Genomic DNA, 18,354 nt, shown 5'->3' on the forward strand with positions numbered 1-18,354 from the left:
GCGGCGCCATGGGGTGAACATCATGAACATTGCGCAGGGTTCCCGCGATACCGCCTGGCCCGATACGTTGAAGCGCCGGGGTGGTTTTTCCTTCCTGTCTGGAGATCGATCATGAGCCAATACACCTGCTTGTTACTGATCATCAACCCCGCCCTGCGGGATGCCTCGGCGATTACCCATGCCGGTGCCCTGGCCAAGGCCAGTGGCGCGAGCCTGCACATTGCCGCGTTGGCAAAACCGCTGGAAATATTGGCGTTGCTGGAAGGCGACGTGCGCGACCGAGCCCGCGAAAGCTACCTCGAGGATCACCACCACTGGCTGGAAGCCCAGGTCAAGAGTCTCCACGCGCTTGGCCTGAACGTGACCACGCAGGTGGCATGGGCCACTGACATCAAGCGAGACATCCTGGATTACGTCAGCGAGATGCAGCCCGACCTGTTGATCAAACAGGTGCAGCACGAGTCTGCGCTCAGGCGCGCGTTTTTCACCCCGCTGGACTGGCAGTTGCTGCGCGAGTGCCCGATTCCTGTGTACCTGGTCGGCGGCCGGGACCATGCCTTGCCGCGTATTGTCGTGGCTGCGGTTGACGTGTCGGATATCCAGCAGGCGAACAGCGAGCTGAACGCGCGCATCATTGATCAGGCCATCAACCTGGCCCTGCAATGCAATGCTGAGCTGCACATGCTGTATGCCTGCGATATGTCCGCGCTGTACATGGGCGACATGGGCGGTATGGCGCTTTCCAACCTCAGCAAGGAGCTGGCGAGCAACGAGGAAAAAAGATTCCTCGAACTGGCCAAACGTTATGGCGTGCCGTCGGACCGTCATCACTTCGTGTCGGGCAACCCGGTTGCGGTGCTGAGTCAATTCGCCAAGGAACACCAGGTGGATGTGATCGTGATGGGCCGGGTCCAGTACCGCGGCATCGAGAAGCTGCTCGGCAGTACCACTGAACACATCCTCTACCAAGTGCCTTGCAGCGTACTGGCGGTCTAGCGCGGCGAAGGCCCGGTGTAATCAACCAACAGGCGCTAGCGTCTGATGAGGTGCCCCATGATTCATAGCCCTTCACTGCAAACCCTCTGGCCCGATCGGTCAGTGGCCGGTCAAGGCCTGGTGGAGCCGTTGCTCAAATACGCAGGTCGAGCCGACGTCATCATCCTCGCCTTACCCCGTGGCGGAGTCCCCGTGGCATATGAGGTGGCTACCGCGCTGCAGGTGCGTCTGGACCTCCTCGTGGTACGCAAGCTCGGCATGCCGTCCCATCCGGAATTCGCCATGGGCGCCATTGCCAGTGGCGGTATCCATATACGCAACGAAGAGATGCTGCGCGATCATCCGATTGATCAAGACCGTTACGACGCCGTAGTCGCCCGCGAAACACGCGAGTTATCGCGCCGTGAGCAGGTTTACCGGGGCGCCCGAGCGCCGCTGCAACTGAAGGATCAGGTGGTCATCCTGATCGACGACGGCCTGGCGACGGGGGCCTCGATGCTCGCCGCGGTCCAGGCGGTGCAGTTGCAGCACCCGGCGCGTATCGTCGTGGCGGTGCCGGTAGCGCCGCTGGAGACGGTGGAGACCCTGCGCTGTATCGTCAATGAAGTGATCTGCCCGCTGACGCCTGAGCGGATGATGTCCATCGGTTACTGGTACGCGAATTTCCCGCAGCTCACCGATCAAGAGGTCATCAAGTTATTGCAGCTGGCCTGGCAACGCGAATCGACTGAAGCGCACTCGGGGGAGAACCGCCTCGAAACCTGAACCGCGAGGAGCGAACCCTATACACCGAACGGAAAGGTTTCGTCCTCCGGTTCCAGGTGTTCGCTTTTGGGCAGTGCCAGGGCCTTCACCGCTTGCGTTTGCTCGATCCAGATCATGGCGTCGAACTGTTCGGCCAGTACCGCTTCGAAGTAGTGGCTGTCACGTTCGGTGTCGGGGCGGTAAATCACCCCAATGGCACGTTCCAGAAGGGTATTGGACAACGCGGTGCGCAGCTCGCTGCGCTGCGGGTCGCGCCAGTCGGTCAGCGACGCCGGCACACCGGCCTTGAGGAACTGATGCTCCCAACTGTCGGGACGAGAGGGCCGCACCTCCTTGATGAGCATGTCGGCGTCCCAGTCATCGGCCGCCGCCACTTGGCCACGGTCGGTGCTCATGCCGATCAACACCGCATTGCGCCCATAGGCGCTGCGGCAGAGCTGGCCGATGTTGAACTGGCCCTTCCAGCCCATTTCCGTCGCCGCGGCATTGCCGATGTGGGAGTTGTGCGCCCAGACCACGGCTTTGGCGTGTGGCCCACGATGCTCAAGCAGGGCGCGAAGGGTGTCGAACATGTGGCGGTCACGCAGGTTCCAGGAAGCGGTCGAACCACGATAAACGGCACGGTAATACTGCTCGGCTGCCCGCACCACCCGGGCATTTTGCGCGGCATTGAAAAACCCTTCGTCATCCTGGATAAGCCCGGCCAATTGTTTGGCCAGCATCACGTTGAGTTGTTCGACCACCTGAGGTTCACAGGGCATCAGGCCGTTGCGTTCGACGAAGTGACCGTACAACGCGGGATCATCCTGCCAGGGCGTCAGGCAGCCATAGCGCCGTCGTGCTTCCACGGCCAATGGCGGATCAACCTTGTCCAGATAGTGCAGCACCTCATGAATCGAGTTGCGCATGCTGTACACATCCAGGCCACGGAATTCGACGCGATCTTCGCTGGCGCGTTGATGATTGTAGCGATGCAGCCAATGGGCAAAGGCCTTGACCTCAGCGTTGCGCCACATCCAGGTCGGGAAGCGGCTGAAGATGTGGCGGGTCCACGCCGACGGGGCCAACCCTCGGACATACCGGTCGACATGGCCGGCATCGGGCCAGTCGGCCTCCACGGCGACGATGGTGAAGCCGTGCCGCTCGATCAACCGTTGAGTGATGGCGGACCGGGTTCGATAGAAATCGCTGGTGCCATGGCTGGCCTCGCCAATCAGCACCACCCGCGCCTCCCCATAGCGATCGAACAGTTCACCAAACGCCACCGCATCGAGTGCCGGCAGTGGCTCGGCAAATTGACGCAGAACCGGCACGATGGCCGCCCTGTCGGCCGCGCCATAGTGTTTATCCAGCAGGCGTTGGGCGGGTGTGTTCACGGCCGTCATCCTCATCCAGGGTTTGTCTATTCCTATACCCTGACCCAGGCGAATCATTGAGTTTTGTCAATAAAGCCTGCACGACCTTGAGCGAAGGTGTTTGAACCCGCTACGCGCCGACGACCGACGCTGATCATGGAGGCATGTGCCATGAGGTGCTCTATCAACCGATCACACCTGGCGCTTGCCGTCTGCGTGGTGGTGCTTGTGGGCTGTTCCGGCACCCGTGATCGGGCATCGCAAAAAACCGCGTCCATGCCCGCGCTTGCCTTGGTGAACGACGTGTGTTCCCTGTGCCACGGGCTGACGGGGGAGTCGGTGTCGCCGTCGTTTCCCAAGTTGGCCGGTCAGCAAAAAGACTACCTCAAGGCGCAGTTGACCGATTTCAAAGGCCATGTGCGCATGGATAAGGCCGCGACTCAGTACATGTGGGGCTTCACCCATTTGACCGACGCGCAGATCGCTGACCTGGCGGACTATTTTTCAAAGCAGCGGCCCATGCAGGCAGAAAGCGAAACGCCGGATGCCAGGGGCGAATGGATCTTTCGCCACGGCGTGCCGGCAGCCGGTATCGCCCAGTGCAGCGCCTGCCATGGCAGCGAGGGGCAGGGCCAAGGTCGGACACCGCGCGTGGCCGGCCAGCACGCCGCCTACCTGATCAGCCAGATCAAGGTGTTTCAACAGGCTGACCTGCGCGAGCGGGGGGACCTGGAGAGCCAGATTGCGCATACGCTGTCGGACGCCGATGCCGAGGCGGTCGCGCATTACATGGCGAGGCTGGGGCCATGAAACTCACGGCTGTACCGCCTCGGGAAGCGTTGCTCGGCGCGCCGACCCCCACGGCCGAACGCTCGCAGGCGATCAGTAACGATGAGATTGCCGCGGTGTTTGACGATATCGCCGACCTGCTCGAGATCGATGACGCCAACCCGTTTCGCATCCGTGCTTACCGGGTGGCGGCGCGCACCGTGAGGGCGCTGACGGTCGAACTGGCGCCGCTCATCGCACGTGGCGAACCCTTGCCAAAACTGCCGGGGATTGGCGTGGACCTGGCGGGCAAGATCAGTGAAATCGCCACGACCGGCAATTGTGCCCTGCGTCAGCGCTTGCGTTCGACATTGCCGCCTGGGCTGGTGGAATTGCTGTCCATCGCCGGCCTGGGGCCCAAACGCATCAAGCACCTTTACCATGACCTGGGCATCGCCACCGCGCAGCAACTGTGCGAGGCCGCCCAGCAGGGTCATATCCGTCACGTTCCCGGTTTTGGCGAACGGCTGGAGGCGCGCTTATTGAGCGCCGCGCAGAAGGGGCTCGGAAAGGATCGCCGATTGCCGCTGGCGGTTGTCGAGCCCGTGGCGCTGCGGTTGATCGAATACTTGCGCCAACTGCCTGGGGTCGAGGATGCCCAGTTGGCTGGCAGTCTGCGGCGTATGCGCGACACCGTGGGGGATATCGACATCCTGGTGACCGCTGCGCCCTCGGTGGGTGTCACGGCGCACTTGGTCAAGCACCCGGAGGTTTCCACCGTATTGGTGAAAGGTCGTACACGGGCCAGCGTCGTGCTGGACTCCGGTCTGCAAGTGGATGTGCGGGTCGTCAAACCCGCGGACTTGGGCGCCGCGCTGGTGTATTTCACCGGCAGCAAGGCGCATAACATCGCGATCCGCAAGCAGGCGCGGGACCTAGGGCTCAAGCTCAATGAATATGGGGTGTTCAAGGGGCAGGAGCGGCTGGCGGGGGCCACGGAGGTGTCTGTTTATCAGGCGCTCGGGTTGCGCTGGATCACGCCGGAGTTGCGTGAAGATCGCGGTGAAGTGGCGGCGGCACTCAGCGGGCGTTTGCCGAGGCTCGTGGAGGTGAGTGACCTCAAGGGTGATTTGCACGTGCACAGCCTTGACTCCGATGGCGGCAATAGCCTGGAACAGATGGCATTGGCCGCGCAGCAAGCCGGGTTGGAATACCTGGCGATCACTGACCATTCCCGCGCACTCGCAGTGGCCCATGGTCTGGCTGGCGAGCGGTTGTTGAAGCAGATCGACCAGATCGATGCACTCAACGCCCGCCTTCAGGGCATCACCGTGCTCAAGGGCGTGGAAGTCGAGATTCTCGAAGATGGCAGCCTGGATCTACCGGATACGATCCTGGGGCGCCTGGATCTTGTGGTGGGGGCGGTCCACTCCCATTTCGGCCTGACACTGCGCCAACAGACTCAACGCCTGCTCAGGGCCATGGATCATCGTTATTTCACGATTCTGGCGCACCCGTTGTGTCGCCTGATCAATGAACGCGCGCCGTTGAATATGGACCTGTCGGCCATCATCAGGGCCGCCGCCGCACGCGGCTGCTGCCTGGAGCTCAACGCGCAACCCCAACGCATGGACCTGTTCGATCTGCAATGCCAATACGCCAAAGACCAGGGCGTGCTTATCAGCATCAATTCGGATGCCCATCGCGCCACGGATTTTTCGTATTTGCGCTACGGCGTCGCTCAAGCCCGGCGTGCCTGGCTAGGTAAGGATGACGTACTCAATACCCGCTCACTGAGGGCGCTGAAGTCTTTATTGGCCAAGGCGCGGGGAGGGCGCGCCGACGCGGCCAGGGACTGATTGTTGGTCGATAGTTGACAAAAATCAGAGTGCCACCACCACAGCGCCGGATACTTGAACCGCAGCAGGTGCTTTCCTGCCATGACCTTCAAGGAGATTCCCATGAATATGCGTTTACCCGTTGTGTTGCTCAGCATCCTGTTGGCGCTGTCGGCCGGTTGCAGTAGTAAGTCCGCCAAAGAGCTGGATGCGCGCCTGGAGTCGGCCCAAAGCAATGCGCTGTCGGCGAAAGCCAGGGCCGATGAAGCCTACTCCAAAGCCGAGCAGGCGGCGGCAGCCGCCAATCAAGCGCAACAGACCGCCGACCAAGCCAATGAGCGTGCCAGCCGGGTACTCGAAAAGGCGAGCCGCAAGTAGTGAACGGTTGCAGCACCCGACGCCTCGTCGGGCTTGCTGCAAGGCCGCTCCAACGCGGGCGGCAGCGACACAGGGTTGGGTATTCCGACCGGTGCCGGGCAGGGCAGGAGAAGTCATGAGTAGCGTCCCCACCACTGCCGCCGCACACCCGGCCATCGCGTCGAACGGTCTGAGTAAATGGTTTGGCGAGGGCAGTGCGCGCATGACGGCGGTCGATCAGGTGGCGCTGGTCGCGCAGTTTGGCGAAATGGTCTTTATCGTCGGGCCTTCCGGCAGTGGCAAAACCACCCTGTTAAGCATGATCTCCGGGATATTGCGCCCCGACGCCGGCACAGTGACGATCAATGGGCAGGATATCTGGAGCCTGAGCACCGACCAGTTGGCCGAGTTGCGGCTCAACAGCATTGGCTTCGTGTTCCAGGACTATCATCTCTTCGCGCGGCTGACCGCCGCTGAAAATGTGGCCATTCCCTTGATTCTCCAGCACCACGACTGGAATGACGCAATTGCGCAGGCCAGGCAAAGCCTGGAGGTCGTCGGGCTCAAGGACCGCGGGGACATCCTGCCGGTCAAACTGTCGGGCGGCGAGCAGCAGCGTGTCGCCATCGCCCGAGCGATTGTCGGTGCCCCGCAGATATTGATCCTGGATGAGCCCACGGCGTCCCTGGATGGCGACACCGGGAAAATGATCATCGCTTTCGTCAAGGAAAAAATCCTCAATCAGCAGCGCTGCATCCTGATCGTTACCCACGATGCGCGGATCAACGAGTACGCCGACCGCATCATCTATATGGAAGACGGCCGTATCTCCGAGCCCACCAGGGCTGCGCTGTGAAAAAGCCGATCCTGTTTGCGCTGGCGATACTCGGCGTGCTCGCCGGGCTGGTCGCCGCCTACCTGTTCGGACGCACCCCTCAAACGCTGCCGCCGGCCTTTGCGCCGGCGAGCAGCAGCTACGAGAGCGCCATCTATGCCAACGGCATCATCGAAAGCGAGCAGTCCGGTGGCAGCAATATCGTGATCTATCCGCAGGTCGCCGGGCCGGTCACGCAAGTGCTGGTGCGCGAGGGGCAGACGGTCACGCGCGGCACACCGTTGGTGATGATCGATGACGCATTGCCCCGCGCCAATTTCGAACTGGCGCAAGCCAATATGAGCACGGCGCGGGATCAGTACAACAAACGCCTGGCCTCATATGCGCTGGATCCCAAGTCGATCAGCAAGGACACCCTCGATACCGCGAAGGGCACGGCGGCCCAGGCGCAGGCATCGCTCAACGTGGCCGCCGCGGCGTTGGCGCAATACGTGATCAAGGCCCCCAGGAGCGGGGTCATCCTGGCGATCAACAGCACCGTTGGCAGTTATGTGTCGTCCCAAGGTGCCTACGACACCTACACCCAAGGGTTCAGCCCGCTGGTGGTCATGAGTGCCGACCAGGCGTATCTGGCCGTTCGCTGCTACGTGGACGAGATCCTGATTGCCCGGCTGCCGGCCCCCGAACACATGCGTGCGCAGATGCTGATCCACGGCACGGATATCAAGGTTCCGTTGGAGTTCGTGCGCTTGCAGCCTTACGTATCGCCGAAGATCGAGTTGTCCAATCAGCGCCAGGAAAAAGTCGACCTGAGGGTGCTGGCGGTGATTTTCCGGTTTGATAAAAAAGACCTGCCGAGGGTGTATCCAGGACAGTTGGTGGATGTCTTCATAGGTCAGAAATAATGCACAGGCTCGCTTGGTTTGGCCGCGTATGCGCCGGTTGGCTCGCCCTGAGCCTGCTGATGCTGGGCAGCGCCTGTACGGTTGGCCCGGACTTTTCACGCCCGCCGGCTCCCACGCCATCCGGCTACCTGCGCGATGCGCTGCCGAGGTCGGTCGCGGCGCAGGGGCAGGAACAACGGTTTTTGCCGGGCAGTGAGGTGTCACCGTATTGGTGGCGTTTGTTTCAGTCCGCGCCGCTGGACGCACTGGTGGACCAGGCGATTGCTCACAACATGACCTTGCAGGGCGCCGAGGCCAGTCTGCGCCGAAGCCAGGACACGCTGATGGCCGGATATGGGGTGTTCTACCCGCAGCTGGATGCCCACTTCGGTGCCGGCCGGGAACGCAGTGCGCCCATTCAGCAAGGCCAGTCGACGCCCGGCTCGGTCTTCAATGTGCTGACCTTGAGCGGCACCATCAGCTACACGCTGGATGTGTTCGGCGGTGAGCGGCGCACCGTTGAGGGCCTGCAAGCGCAGGTCGACCAGCAACAGTGGCTGATGCAGGCGGCCTACCTGACGTTGACGGCCAATGTGGTCAACACGGCCATCGCGCGTGCGGCCTATACCGCGCAAATCGAAGCCACGCAGCAACTGATTGAGCTGCAAAAGCAGCAACTTCAATCGACCCAGGCCCAGGTACGCAGTGGTACGGCGCCGTATTCCTCGAGCTTGAGCGTGCAAAGCCTGATCGCCAGCAATGAGGCGTCATTGCCGGCGTTGAAGCAGAAAGTCAGTCAGGCCGAGCATCTACTCGCCACGCTTGAAGGCGCGATGCCCAGCCAACTGTTCCTTCCCGACATCCCGCTGAGCGGACTTTCCCTGCCCAAGGACCTGCCCGTCAGCCTGCCTTCCGTGCTGGTGCGCCAGCGCCCGGATATCCTCGCCGCGGAAGCGCAGCTGCACCAGGCCAGCGCCGATATCGGGGTGGCGACGGCGGCGATGTTCCCCAGCTTCAGCCTGACGGGTACCTACGGTACCGCCGGGGCTTCCGCCGGTTCCCTGTTCGCCGGCGCCGGACGCTTCTGGAGTGTCGGGCCTTCGATGGATATCCCCGTGTTCCAGGGCGGGCGCCTGTGGTACGGACGCCAGGCCGCCATCGATGCGTATCAGCAAGCGGCGGCGAATTATCGGCAGGTGGTGTTGGAGTCTTTCGCGCAAGTCGCCGATGCCCTCAAGGCCTTGGAGTTCGATGCCCAGGCCGTGCAAAAACAAGCCGAGGCACAAGCCACGGCGCAGGAGGCATTGCGCTTGTTGCAAGCCAACTACCGGGCGGGCCTGGTGACCTACCTGGAGCTGTTGGCCGCCGACGTGCAACTGCACCAGGTGAACATCGCTTACTTGCAGGCGTTGGCCCAACGTCACCAGGACACGGTGGGGTTGTTCGTCGCCCTGGGAGGCGGGTGGTGGAACCGTCCGGACGCGGCAGCGCAAAGGCCGGCGCCATGAAGTACGCCGGCATCCTGCGCATCGGCTACAAGCTGCTGGTGAATGATCGCGCCAAGTTCTCTGCGCTGCTGGTCGGGATCACCTTTTCGGTGTTCCTGATGATGCAAATGACCGCGATGTTCGCCGGCATTCTGAATCGGGCGTATTCGACGGTCACCAACATCGGGGCGCCCATGTGGATCATCGATCCGTCGGTCAACACGCCCACCATCGTCATTCCTCTGCCGGACTATTTGCTGGATGCGGTGCGCAGCATGGACGAGGTTGAATATGCCGTGCCGATTTTCATTGGCAGTGCACAGGTGCGGCTGGCCGACGGGACTTACCAGGGCGTCAGCGTGATCGGCCTGGATGATACGAGCCTGTTTGGCCGCCCGGCGTTGGAGCAGGGGGCCATCGAGGACATCTACGCCGAGAATGCCTTCATCATGGTCCACGATGCCGAGTTTTCGAAGCTGGGCAACCCCCGTATCGGCACCTCGTTCGAACTCAACGATCACCGCGGCACTATCGTGGGCATCGCTAAAGTCCTGGTCGGCGGGTTGACTGGCGTACCGACGCTGTACACCACCTACCGGCGAGCCATCGAGTACATTCCGACCACCCGTTTTACGGTCTCCTACATTTTGCTCAAGCCCAGGAGCCGTGCGGCTGAAGCCGCGATCGAGCAGCAAGTGGCCCGCCTGGGTTATGTCGCCTTGACCAAGGAGGCATTCAACCAGCGCATTGCCGATTTCTACATCTACCAGACCGGGGTGGGTACCAACATCCTGCTGATGACTGTCATCAGCTTTCTGGTCGGCCTCTCGATTTCCGGCCAGACGTTCTACACCTTCATCCTGGAGAACCTGGACAAGTTCGCCGCCCTCAAAGCCATTGGTGCCAAGAGCCGGGAGTTGGTGTACATGATCCTGTTCATGGCACTGTTTACCGCCATGACCGGTTACGGCCTGGGCATCGCCCTGGTGACCCTGCTGATCAGCGTCACGCGGACTTACTTGCCTAACTACGCGGCGATCATCACCTTCTGGAACCTCGGGTTGGCGTTTGGCATGGTGTTGTTGATCGCGGGATTTTCCAGTTACCTGGGGATCCGCAAGGTCCTGAGGATTGAGCCGTACGATATCTTTCGCGGCTGAGGCGCATGCAGCGCGGTGGCCGGGCCGGAGCGTACACAAAAAAAGCCCCTGGCCGGTCTCCCGGCAAGGGGCAAGGTGGCCTGGGATTCACTCGCCCTTGATCGGCACGACCTTATCCGCTTTCATGGCTTCAGGCTTTTTCGGCAACGAGATGCTCAGCACACCCTTGCTGAAACTCGCGTCGATCTTATCGGCGTCAATTCCCTTAGGCAGGTTGAACACCCGTTCGAAGGAACCGTAGTGACGCTCGCTAAGGTGGTAGCCTTTGCGTTTTTCTTCCTTGTCCTCCTGCTTCTCACCTTTGATGATCAGGCTGCCATTGGACAGTTTGACCTCAATGTCTTTCTGGTCCATACCGGGCACTTCGGCGGTAATTTCGTAGCTTTTGTCTTTCTCGGTGATGTCCACGGCGGGCATGCCATGGCCTATCAGTTCGCGACGCCAGAACGGTTCAACGTCGAACAGGCCCCGGCTGAAGGGCGACAGGCTGGTACCGAGATTAAAGTCCTCAAACAGATGGTCGACCTGTTGCCGCAGTTTTTCCAGTGGCCGCCACAGGTCTGTCGTCATGGGGAGCCGGTCGGATTTATGTTCGGTCGTGACCGGCATTTTTTTTGCGGAATTGCTCATCTTGATACTCCTCTCAGATAGAAGGCAGGCAACGCAGATCCATGGCGTGGCCTGCCAGGACAGAACACGGGGTCTCTTACAAGGTCAGTGTCCCCGACCACAGCATCCAGCCGGCGTAGGCAGCGGCCGCCCAGATGATGATCAACAGCCCGGTTTCAGGGCCGCTGAGCGGTTGCCCCTGACGGGCTTTCATGCTGCCCAGATAGATCAACGAGCCAGGGGCGTAGAGGAGGGCGCTGAGCAGCAGGTATTTAGGCCCGGCGGCGTAGAGCAGCCATACGCAATACAGCGTGGCGACCGCCGCGATGGCCATGTCGCGCAGTTGCAGGGCGCGGTGGCCGGCGTAGGTGGTGCCCTGCCAGGTCAGTTTCAATGCATAGAGGCCGCTGAACAGGTAGGGCACCAGGATCATCGACGTGGCCAGGGAGATCAGCGCGAGATAACTGGCGCTCGAATACAGGGTCAACAGCAGGAATACCTGGATGCAGCCGTTGGTCAGCCACAGCGCATTGGCGGGCACGCCCTGGGTATTTTCCGTGGCCAGCGCGCCCGGCATGACCTTTTCCTTGGCCGGCGTAAATACCGACTCGGCGGCCAGCAGCGTCCAGGCGAGCAGGGCGCCGCCCACCGAAATGATCAAGCCGATACTGATCAGCACCGCCCCCCATGGCCCGGCCGCTACCTGCAGTACACCCGCCATCGATGGGTTCTTGAGGGCAGCGAGTTCCGGTTGTTTGAGAACGCCCAGCGACAGCAACGACACCGCGATCAGCAGCAACAGCGTGATAACAAAACCGATCACCGTGGCGCGCCCGACATTCGCGCGCTCCGCAGCCCGGGCAGAAAACACGTTGGCGCCTTCGATCCCGATAAACACCCAGACAGTCACCAGCATGGTGCTTTTGACTTGATCCAACGTACTGCCCAAGGCGGGCGCGCCCCAGAAGTCGACGCTGAAGGTCTCACGCTGGAACGCCGCGATCACCAGGCCGATGAACAGCAGCAACGGCACGATCTTGGCGAGGGTCGTCAACGCGTTGGCGCGGGCAGCGGTGCGCACCCCCCGCAGGATCATCCAGTGCAACGCCCACAGCACCACGGATGCACCGGCGATCGCGGCTTTGTTATTGCCATCGCCGAACAGCGGGAAGAAGTAGCTCAGGGCCGCGAACAGGATCACCAGGTAACTGACGTTACCGATCCAGGCACTGATCCAGTAACCCCAGGCGGAATTGAAACTCAGGTATTCACCGCCCAGCGCACGGGCATAGGCAAATACGCCGTTGTCCAGCGCCGGTTGACGGTTGGACAGGGTCTGATAGACCAAGGCCAGCGACAGCATGCCGACGCCGGTGATCAACCACCCAATCAGGATCGCGCCAGCGCCCGCACCGGCCGCCATGTTTTGTGGCAGGCTGAAAATGCCGCTGCCGATCATCGAGCCGACCACCAGGGCGATCAACAGACTCAACGACAGGCGCTTGGGTTCAACCTTGTGCAGACTGCTCGCAACGGGTTGGGCAGACGGCGGGGCGATCGGTTGGGAGCCTTGTAGATGCGTAGCCATGACGAACCTCCAGGAAACTAGCGTTTCTGCACCATCGAGTACGAAGGTGCGACTGCTGCGCTTAATTTCTGCGTGAAGGGCCAGGGCCTGGTTGATTTAAATCAGATGTAGGTGTCGTCGGGTCAGTGGGAATACCTAACTGATTGAATGGCTTTATAAAAAAAATCGCGTTGATCCGGGGCCCGATGGCTTGCGCAGGGTGCAAGCCACACACCGTCTCGCGTTCAAACCTGCATGAATTGCCTGATTCTGTCCCCGCACTGATCGGCACGAATGCGCTCAGGCGCCGCATCCAGCGCAACCAAACCGTTTTCCATGAAAATCACCCGGTCGGAAATTGACAGGGCGAAGTCCATCTCATGGGTCACTATCAACAGGGTCATGCCGTCTTTGGCCAAGTCGCCGATCACCTTGAGCACATCGCCCACCAGTTCCGGGTCGAGGGCTGACGTTGGCTCGTCAAACAGCATGATGTGGGGATCCATGGCCAATGCGCGGGCAATTGCCACTCGTTGTTGCTGGCCTCCAGACAATTGGTGCGGGTATTTTTGCGCGTGCGCCAGCAGCCCGACCTTGTCCAGCAGGGCGTAGGCACGCTGCTCACTGACGAACGTGTCGACGCCGTGATAGCGCGGTGCAAGCGTGACGTTGTCGAGAATGGTGCGATGTGGAAACAGGTTGAAGCTCTGGAACACCATACCGATGCGCTTCACCCCACGGCGTACTTGTTGCGCATGGGGGTTGTCACCGGCGTGGATATAACTTTCGCCGAACAGAATGATCTCGCCTTGGTCGATGCTCTCCAGGGCGTTGATCGTTCGAATCAGCGAGGTTTTTCCCGATCCCGACGGGCCGATGATGGAAATCACCTGACCCACATCAATGCTCAGGTTGATGCCCTTGAGCACCGCGTGCTGGCCGTAGCGCTTGTGAATATCGACCAGTTGCAGGGCGGGCGCCGAGCCGGCTCCCAACGCGGTACGAGCGCCCGTGGAAGCCGGTGCCACCTGTGACGCACGCAGGCGCTGCACGCTGATGTCATCCAGGGTGTGTGGTTTGCGGTTGTTGAGTTCCAGGTGTTGCTCCAGCCAATGAAACAGCCAGCCGAGCACGGTCACGATCAGCACGTAATACACCGCCACCGCCGACAGGGTTTCCATGACCAGGAAGTTTTGTGCGTACAGGCGCTGGCCTACGGTCAGTAGTTCGGTCAAGGAAATCACCGAGACCAGCGAGGTCAGTTTCACCACGGTGATGTATTCGTTGATCAGCGTCGGCAGGGAAATGCGAAACGCCTGCGGGATCACGATCAGGCGCTGTAGCCCGAGCAGGCCGATGCCCAGCGCGCGGCCGGCTTCTTTCTGGCCTTTGGCAACGGATATCAAGCCGCCACGGTGAATTTCCGCCATGTATGCCGCTTCGGTGACCACCAGGGCCAACAGGCCGGAATAGAAGGGGTTGGAGAGTACTTCACGGGTGACCGGGAACATCTGCGGCAGGTTATAGACGAACACCACCAGGACAAGCAGCGGCACGCTGCGAAAGAACCAGATATAAATCGACGCCGGCACGCTGACCCAACGCGTGGCCGAGAGTTTGGCCGAGGCCAGCAGGAACCCCAATAGCATGCCGATGAACCAGGCCAGCGTGCTGAGCTGCACCACGGTAACGCAGGCGCTCCAGAAGTCGGAGACTGAAAACAGAGAAAAAAAGTAGGGCCATTCAAATTGCATGTGTATCTCCAACTGCTCGCGCCGACGGGGCTTTACCCCAATGCCAGTCAGGTAAGGCTTTTTGTAGGAACTAGGCGTCCCCCTCGCTCCTACAGAAGGCCATGGCTGTACTGAGTCAGTTAGTCGGTGCTTCCAGGTTGTATTTCTTCAACAGGGCGGCGTATTCCCCCGACGCTTTCGTCGCATCGAAGGCCTTGAGCAGTGCCTGATAGAGCGCGTCGTTGCCTTTCTTGACGTAGATACCCAGCGTCTGTTGGTAGATCGAGTGCTCGGTGCTGACGACCACGCGGCCCTTGGTACGTTCTGCGATCATGCCGGCGGCGCCGTCGATCTCTACCTGAGCCTGCACATTGCCGGAGAGCAGCGCTTGGGTCACTTCAGGGGCGGACGGAAATTCGCTGACCATAATCGCGCCCTTGTTATTCGGGGTGCAGTAGTCAGTCGAGAGTGTGTTGAACTGCGCCACCCACGTGGTGCCTTTTTCCAGGCCGACTTTCAGGCCACAAAGGTCTTCCGGTACTTTCGGTTTCAGTGGGCTGTCCTTCAGCACCATGATTGCGGCACCGGTCTTGGCGTATGCGATGGTTTGCGCTTGAGTCTGCCGCTGGGGAGTGATGTACATGCCGGAGATGATCGCATCGTAGTGACCGGCGTTCAGGCTGAGGATCAGGTTGGAAAACTTGGTGTCAACGAAGTCAGCCTTGAGGTCCAGGTGCTTGGCGAGCAAGTGCGCAAGTTCGGGGTCGGAGCCGACGACGTTTTTATGTTCGTCGTAGGACTCGAAGGGCGGATAGGTGATCTCCATGCCGACCTTGAGTACGCCGGGCGTCACCGTGGTCGCCGCATGGGCGCCAGTCGAACCCAGGATTGCGACGGCAAGCAGGGTCAAGCGAACAACATTATTCATTGGATTGCGCATCATCGATGACTCCACGTCGGTAAAGTAGGACTGGGCGGGTTTTAAAACAGGGTTGTTGGAACCGGTCGAGGGTTGCATCAGGACGCGTTCTGCGCCTGGTTCTTCAGGTGGCCGAAGCTGGAGGGCTTGCGTGCCTTCTCATACAGCTTGAGTTCGCCGCGTTCGACTTTGCGGCGCAGGTACTGATAGGTCTGCAACGCTTGGCCGAACATGTGTTCGCCGATGGTGATTTCCTCGTAATCCTCACCCCCCGCCAGAAATTGCGGCAGCGGCTTGATCTGGGTGTGGAAGTCGCACGCGTAGAACAGTGGAAAGGAGTAGCGCTCCTCGCTGACGCTGCGCACTCGGTGAGCCGTGGCGACGAACGTCCCCGCGGTCATGACCTCCAGCATGTCGCCGATATTGACCACAAACGCACCGTCTACGGGCGGCGCATCAATCCATTGCCCCTGATCGTTCATCACTTCGAGGCCTGGCTTGTCGGCGAGCAAAATGGTGAAACACTCATAGTCGGTATGCGCACCAATGCCTGGCGCGTCTTGTGCCGCCGTATCAAATGGGTAATGAATCAGCCGCAGCTTCGACGGTGGGCGCGTGACCAACGCGTCGAAATAGTCTTCTTCCAGGCCCAATGCGAGTGCAAAGCCCTTGAACAGGCGACGACCTAATGCGAACACCGCTGCGTAATACGCTTCGACCGCGGGGCGGAAACCCGGCAGGTCGGGCCATTCATTGGCGCCGATCAACGGCGTTCCGGCAATGACCAGCGGATCGTCTTCGCCCACTTCAAAACCGATATCGAAGGCCTCCTTGTGATCCGGTTTGCCTTTGGCATAGACCTCTTCACCTTCAGGCACAAACCCCTTGTGGCTGCGGGAAGTGCCGATGTAATGCTGCATCTTGTACTCAAGCGATTGCGCAAACAGCGCCTTCGCCGCGTGGCGCAAGCCGTCGATCAGTGACGACGCGATGCCGTGGTTCTTGATGTACAGAAAACCCACCGCGCGGGCGGCGTTACCGAGTTCTTCGGCGACCGCCTGGCGTTGTGTGATGTCGTCGCTGTAAAGCCCGGCGATGTCCACCACCGGAATGCGGCTGAAGTTGGCGCTCTTGGGCGTTTTGTCAGGCATGAGGGAACGCTCCTTATCGGGTTGAGGCGCAGGTGAAACGCCGGAAATGCTCGCGCTCGGTGTTTGCCATCCACACGTTCAGCGACCACAGATCGGCTACCGGTACATTGGTGAAGGGCAGATGATGCAGATAGCCGTCGGCACCGAACTCGGGTGTCAGCGTGCTGATTTGATAGCCGCGGAGTTCCTGGGAGCGCCAGACGGCCTCCCAATGTTGCTGATGGAAGGCCAGCGCTGGGCCGTACTCGGGGGCGGCGGGGTGGGGCACTTGCGGCCCTTGGTCATAACCGACCCGGGCCTGAATGTGGTGAACGCGTTCGACGAAGGCGCTGAGGTCGTCGAACGGATCATTGAGCAGGCGCTCGCAGGTGACCACCCAATGACTGATGTCACTGGTGAAGCGCAGGTCCGGCAGTTGACGAATCAGCTCGAGGGTGACCCACGGGTTGAACAACGAGCGAGCGCGATGGGTTTCAAAAGCACACACCTGGTCGTGCTTGCGCGCGAGGTCCATGGCGCGGCCAAAGAAGTCGACTTGCTGTGCCAGTGGCCAGCGGTCGTTGCCCGCCAGGAGGTTGACGAAGCGCGGCGACAACTCGGCGGCCCAACTGAGCTTCTTATCCAGGTCCAGCAGGTGTTCGTCGACACTCGCCGATTGTTCCGGCAGGACGTCGTAGGCGCTGAAGACGGTGCTGATATAGCTGACATGGTTAGCGCGTAGAAAGGCTGCGAACTCGGCACGCTCGCTGGCGGTCATGGGCAGGCGAGCTTCCATGCCATCGAAACCGGCCTCAAGCAACTCCTCGAGCGCTTGCGCCTTGCTTGCGGTGTAGCCCCACAGCGTGCGGAATATTTCCAGTTTCATCGATGTGCCCCAAAGAATCCTTCGTGTGATTGACACAGCGGCGTTGCGGCGCAAACCGAAACGCACGACAAACGGCAGTGACTATCAGAAAAGGCAAACTTCGGGCCGCATCTCTAGGGGAGGGCTCCTTTATTGGCGTCGATGATAGGGAAGGGCGAGGAGCGAAAAGAATAGGGCAGCGCAAAAAGATAGTTCAGAGATTTCTAAACTATTGCGCGCAGCCCCAGCCTGATTTGAGACCCCTTCGCCGGAAACAAGGTTAGAGTGGTCATCCATGCCGCTATCGATATGTGAAGAATGAATCGTCCGTTGTTTGTTTCTCTCGATGGCCCCAAGGGCGCCGGCAAAACCACGTTGCTGGAGGCCGTGACGAAAGTACTGAGGGCAGACAACCAAAAGGTCATCCGCCTGTGCGAGAAAAAAAGCGATCCCTCCAGGGGTGAAACAATGGCCCTCGTCAACCAACTCGTCAGGGATCCCAACCGGGATCTGGAGTGGGAGGTGTGTGAGCGCTTTGCTGATAGCCGTGCCTGGATCTCCCGGCACGTGCTGGATAAACAGCCGCCTGGCAGCATCATTTTGATAGACCGCTGGTACCCCTCCGATGCCGCGTTTCGCCGGATAATCCCGTTTGCACATATCCTGCAATTGAACATCGATCGAAACGTGCGAGTGCCAGACCTGCATGTCGGCGTTGTCACCGCCCCCGAGATTTCATGGGGCAGGGCAGCCGCGCGACGGCGTGGGCTGGGCAGTACAGTGACCCAGACACTGGAAGAACATAGTGCCTGTACCCAGGCGTTTGAACGCGCGATGGCCGACAACGACTGGGTTTTATGCCGCAATGAAGGAACGATCGAAGAGGCCACGAGGCGGGTGATTTCCAGGATTTACCCTTTGATAGGGCTGGGGCCAGGTGGATAACGGCGTGCAGACCTACACCGCACACCTGCACATCGTGCCTTGGGCAAAGCCGGTCGCTGGCTTCTGAATGATCTGGCTCGGCGTCTGGGTCGGTGATCTCCACCGTTCCTCCACACGCACTCAGCTGAGTCTCCACACCCC

17 protein-coding genes are annotated in these 18,354 nt (G+C 60.6%); 10 read left to right on the forward strand and 7 right to left on the reverse strand.

What is annotated here, in order from left to right:
• Positions 1-111: 111 nt before the first annotated feature.
• A complete protein-coding gene (locus QU606_RS18985; RefSeq protein ID WP_069076095.1) occupies positions 112-996 on the forward strand; it encodes a universal stress protein in 885 nt (294 codons plus the stop codon).
• A 57-nt stretch (positions 997-1,053) separates the two neighbouring features.
• A complete protein-coding gene (locus QU606_RS18990) occupies positions 1,054-1,761 on the forward strand; it encodes a phosphoribosyltransferase (protein WP_024075492.1) in 708 nt (235 codons plus the stop codon).
• Positions 1,762-1,778: 17 nt separating this feature from the next.
• On the opposite strand, the gene QU606_RS18995 is transcribed toward QU606_RS18990, so the two are convergent.
• Entirely contained in the window at positions 1,779-3,146 is a 1,368-nt protein-coding gene (locus QU606_RS18995) for an erythromycin esterase family protein (protein WP_304997334.1), read from the reverse strand.
• A gap of 141 nt (positions 3,147-3,287) precedes the next feature.
• Between QU606_RS18995 and QU606_RS19000 the strand changes: the two genes are divergently transcribed.
• The 7 genes from QU606_RS19000 to QU606_RS19030 all read left to right on the forward strand — a co-directional run bounded on the left by QU606_RS19000 (position 3,288) and on the right by QU606_RS19030 (position 10,445).
• Positions 3,288-3,926 (forward strand): c-type cytochrome, encoded by a 639-nt coding sequence (locus tag QU606_RS19000; protein WP_069076097.1) that lies wholly within the window; start codon positions 3,288-3,290, stop codon positions 3,924-3,926.
• Complete coding sequence (gene polX, locus QU606_RS19005) at positions 3,923-5,743, forward strand: DNA polymerase/3'-5' exonuclease PolX (RefSeq protein WP_024075489.1); 1,821 nt, start codon at positions 3,923-3,925, stop codon at positions 5,741-5,743. The genes QU606_RS19000 and polX overlap by 4 nt, the downstream gene beginning before the upstream one ends.
• Positions 5,744-5,845: 102 nt before the next feature.
• Positions 5,846-6,100 (forward strand): Lpp/OprI family alanine-zipper lipoprotein, encoded by a 255-nt coding sequence (locus QU606_RS19010; RefSeq protein ID WP_024075488.1) that lies wholly within the window; start codon positions 5,846-5,848, stop codon positions 6,098-6,100.
• Between the two features lie 115 nt (positions 6,101-6,215).
• Positions 6,216-6,935: an ABC transporter ATP-binding protein gene (locus tag QU606_RS19015; protein ID WP_024075487.1), complete on the forward strand. Its 720-nt coding sequence runs from the start codon at positions 6,216-6,218 to the stop codon at positions 6,933-6,935.
• Complete coding sequence (locus QU606_RS19020; protein WP_024075486.1) at positions 6,932-7,819, forward strand: efflux RND transporter periplasmic adaptor subunit; 888 nt, start codon at positions 6,932-6,934, stop codon at positions 7,817-7,819. The genes QU606_RS19015 and QU606_RS19020 overlap by 4 nt, the downstream gene beginning before the upstream one ends.
• A complete protein-coding gene (locus QU606_RS19025) occupies positions 7,819-9,306 on the forward strand; it encodes an efflux transporter outer membrane subunit (protein WP_193689326.1) in 1,488 nt (495 codons plus the stop codon). The genes QU606_RS19020 and QU606_RS19025 overlap by 1 nt, the downstream gene beginning before the upstream one ends.
• Positions 9,264-10,445 carry an ABC transporter permease gene (locus QU606_RS19030; protein WP_227496800.1) on the forward strand — a complete coding sequence of 394 codons (1,182 nt, stop codon included), beginning with the start codon at positions 9,264-9,266 and terminating at the stop codon, positions 10,443-10,445. Before QU606_RS19025 ends, QU606_RS19030 begins: the two co-directional genes overlap by 43 nt.
• Before the next feature lie 87 nt (positions 10,446-10,532).
• On the opposite strand, the gene QU606_RS19035 is transcribed toward QU606_RS19030, so the two are convergent.
• From QU606_RS19035 to QU606_RS19060, 6 genes are all read right to left on the reverse strand, one after another.
• Positions 10,533-11,075, reverse strand: coding sequence for an Hsp20/alpha crystallin family protein (locus tag QU606_RS19035; RefSeq protein ID WP_024075483.1), 543 nt, complete (start codon positions 11,073-11,075; stop codon positions 10,533-10,535).
• 76 nt (positions 11,076-11,151) lie between these two features.
• Entirely contained in the window at positions 11,152-12,642 is a 1,491-nt protein-coding gene (arcD, locus tag QU606_RS19040) for an arginine-ornithine antiporter (RefSeq protein WP_168232674.1), read from the reverse strand.
• A gap of 224 nt (positions 12,643-12,866) precedes the next feature.
• A complete protein-coding gene (locus QU606_RS19045; protein ID WP_304997335.1) occupies positions 12,867-14,375 on the reverse strand; it encodes an amino acid ABC transporter permease/ATP-binding protein in 1,509 nt (502 codons plus the stop codon).
• 115 nt (positions 14,376-14,490) lie between these two features.
• Positions 14,491-15,294 carry an ABC transporter substrate-binding protein gene (locus tag QU606_RS19050; protein WP_102623401.1) on the reverse strand — a complete coding sequence of 268 codons (804 nt, stop codon included), beginning with the start codon at positions 15,292-15,294 and terminating at the stop codon, positions 14,491-14,493.
• A 77-nt stretch (positions 15,295-15,371) separates the two neighbouring features.
• The gene (locus tag QU606_RS19055; RefSeq protein ID WP_102623351.1) at positions 15,372-16,424 is read right to left on the reverse strand and encodes an isopenicillin N synthase family oxygenase; all 1,053 of its coding nucleotides are present in this window, start codon (positions 16,422-16,424) and stop codon (positions 15,372-15,374) included.
• A gap of 13 nt (positions 16,425-16,437) precedes the next feature.
• Positions 16,438-17,289, reverse strand: a complete 852-nt coding sequence (locus tag QU606_RS19060; RefSeq protein WP_150054528.1) for a sugar phosphate isomerase/epimerase — start codon at positions 17,287-17,289, stop codon at positions 16,438-16,440.
• A gap of 297 nt (positions 17,290-17,586) precedes the next feature.
• On the opposite strand from QU606_RS19060, the gene QU606_RS19065 reads away from it, so the two are divergent.
• Positions 17,587-18,213, forward strand: coding sequence for a dTMP kinase (locus QU606_RS19065; protein ID WP_024075477.1), 627 nt, complete (start codon positions 17,587-17,589; stop codon positions 18,211-18,213).
• Positions 18,214-18,354 lie beyond the last annotated feature (141 nt).

Origin of the sequence: Pseudomonas sp. OVF7 (genome assembly GCF_030644265.1) — a bacterium.
In the GTDB taxonomy this organism is placed as follows: domain Bacteria; phylum Pseudomonadota; class Gammaproteobacteria; order Pseudomonadales; family Pseudomonadaceae; genus Aquipseudomonas; species Aquipseudomonas gorinensis.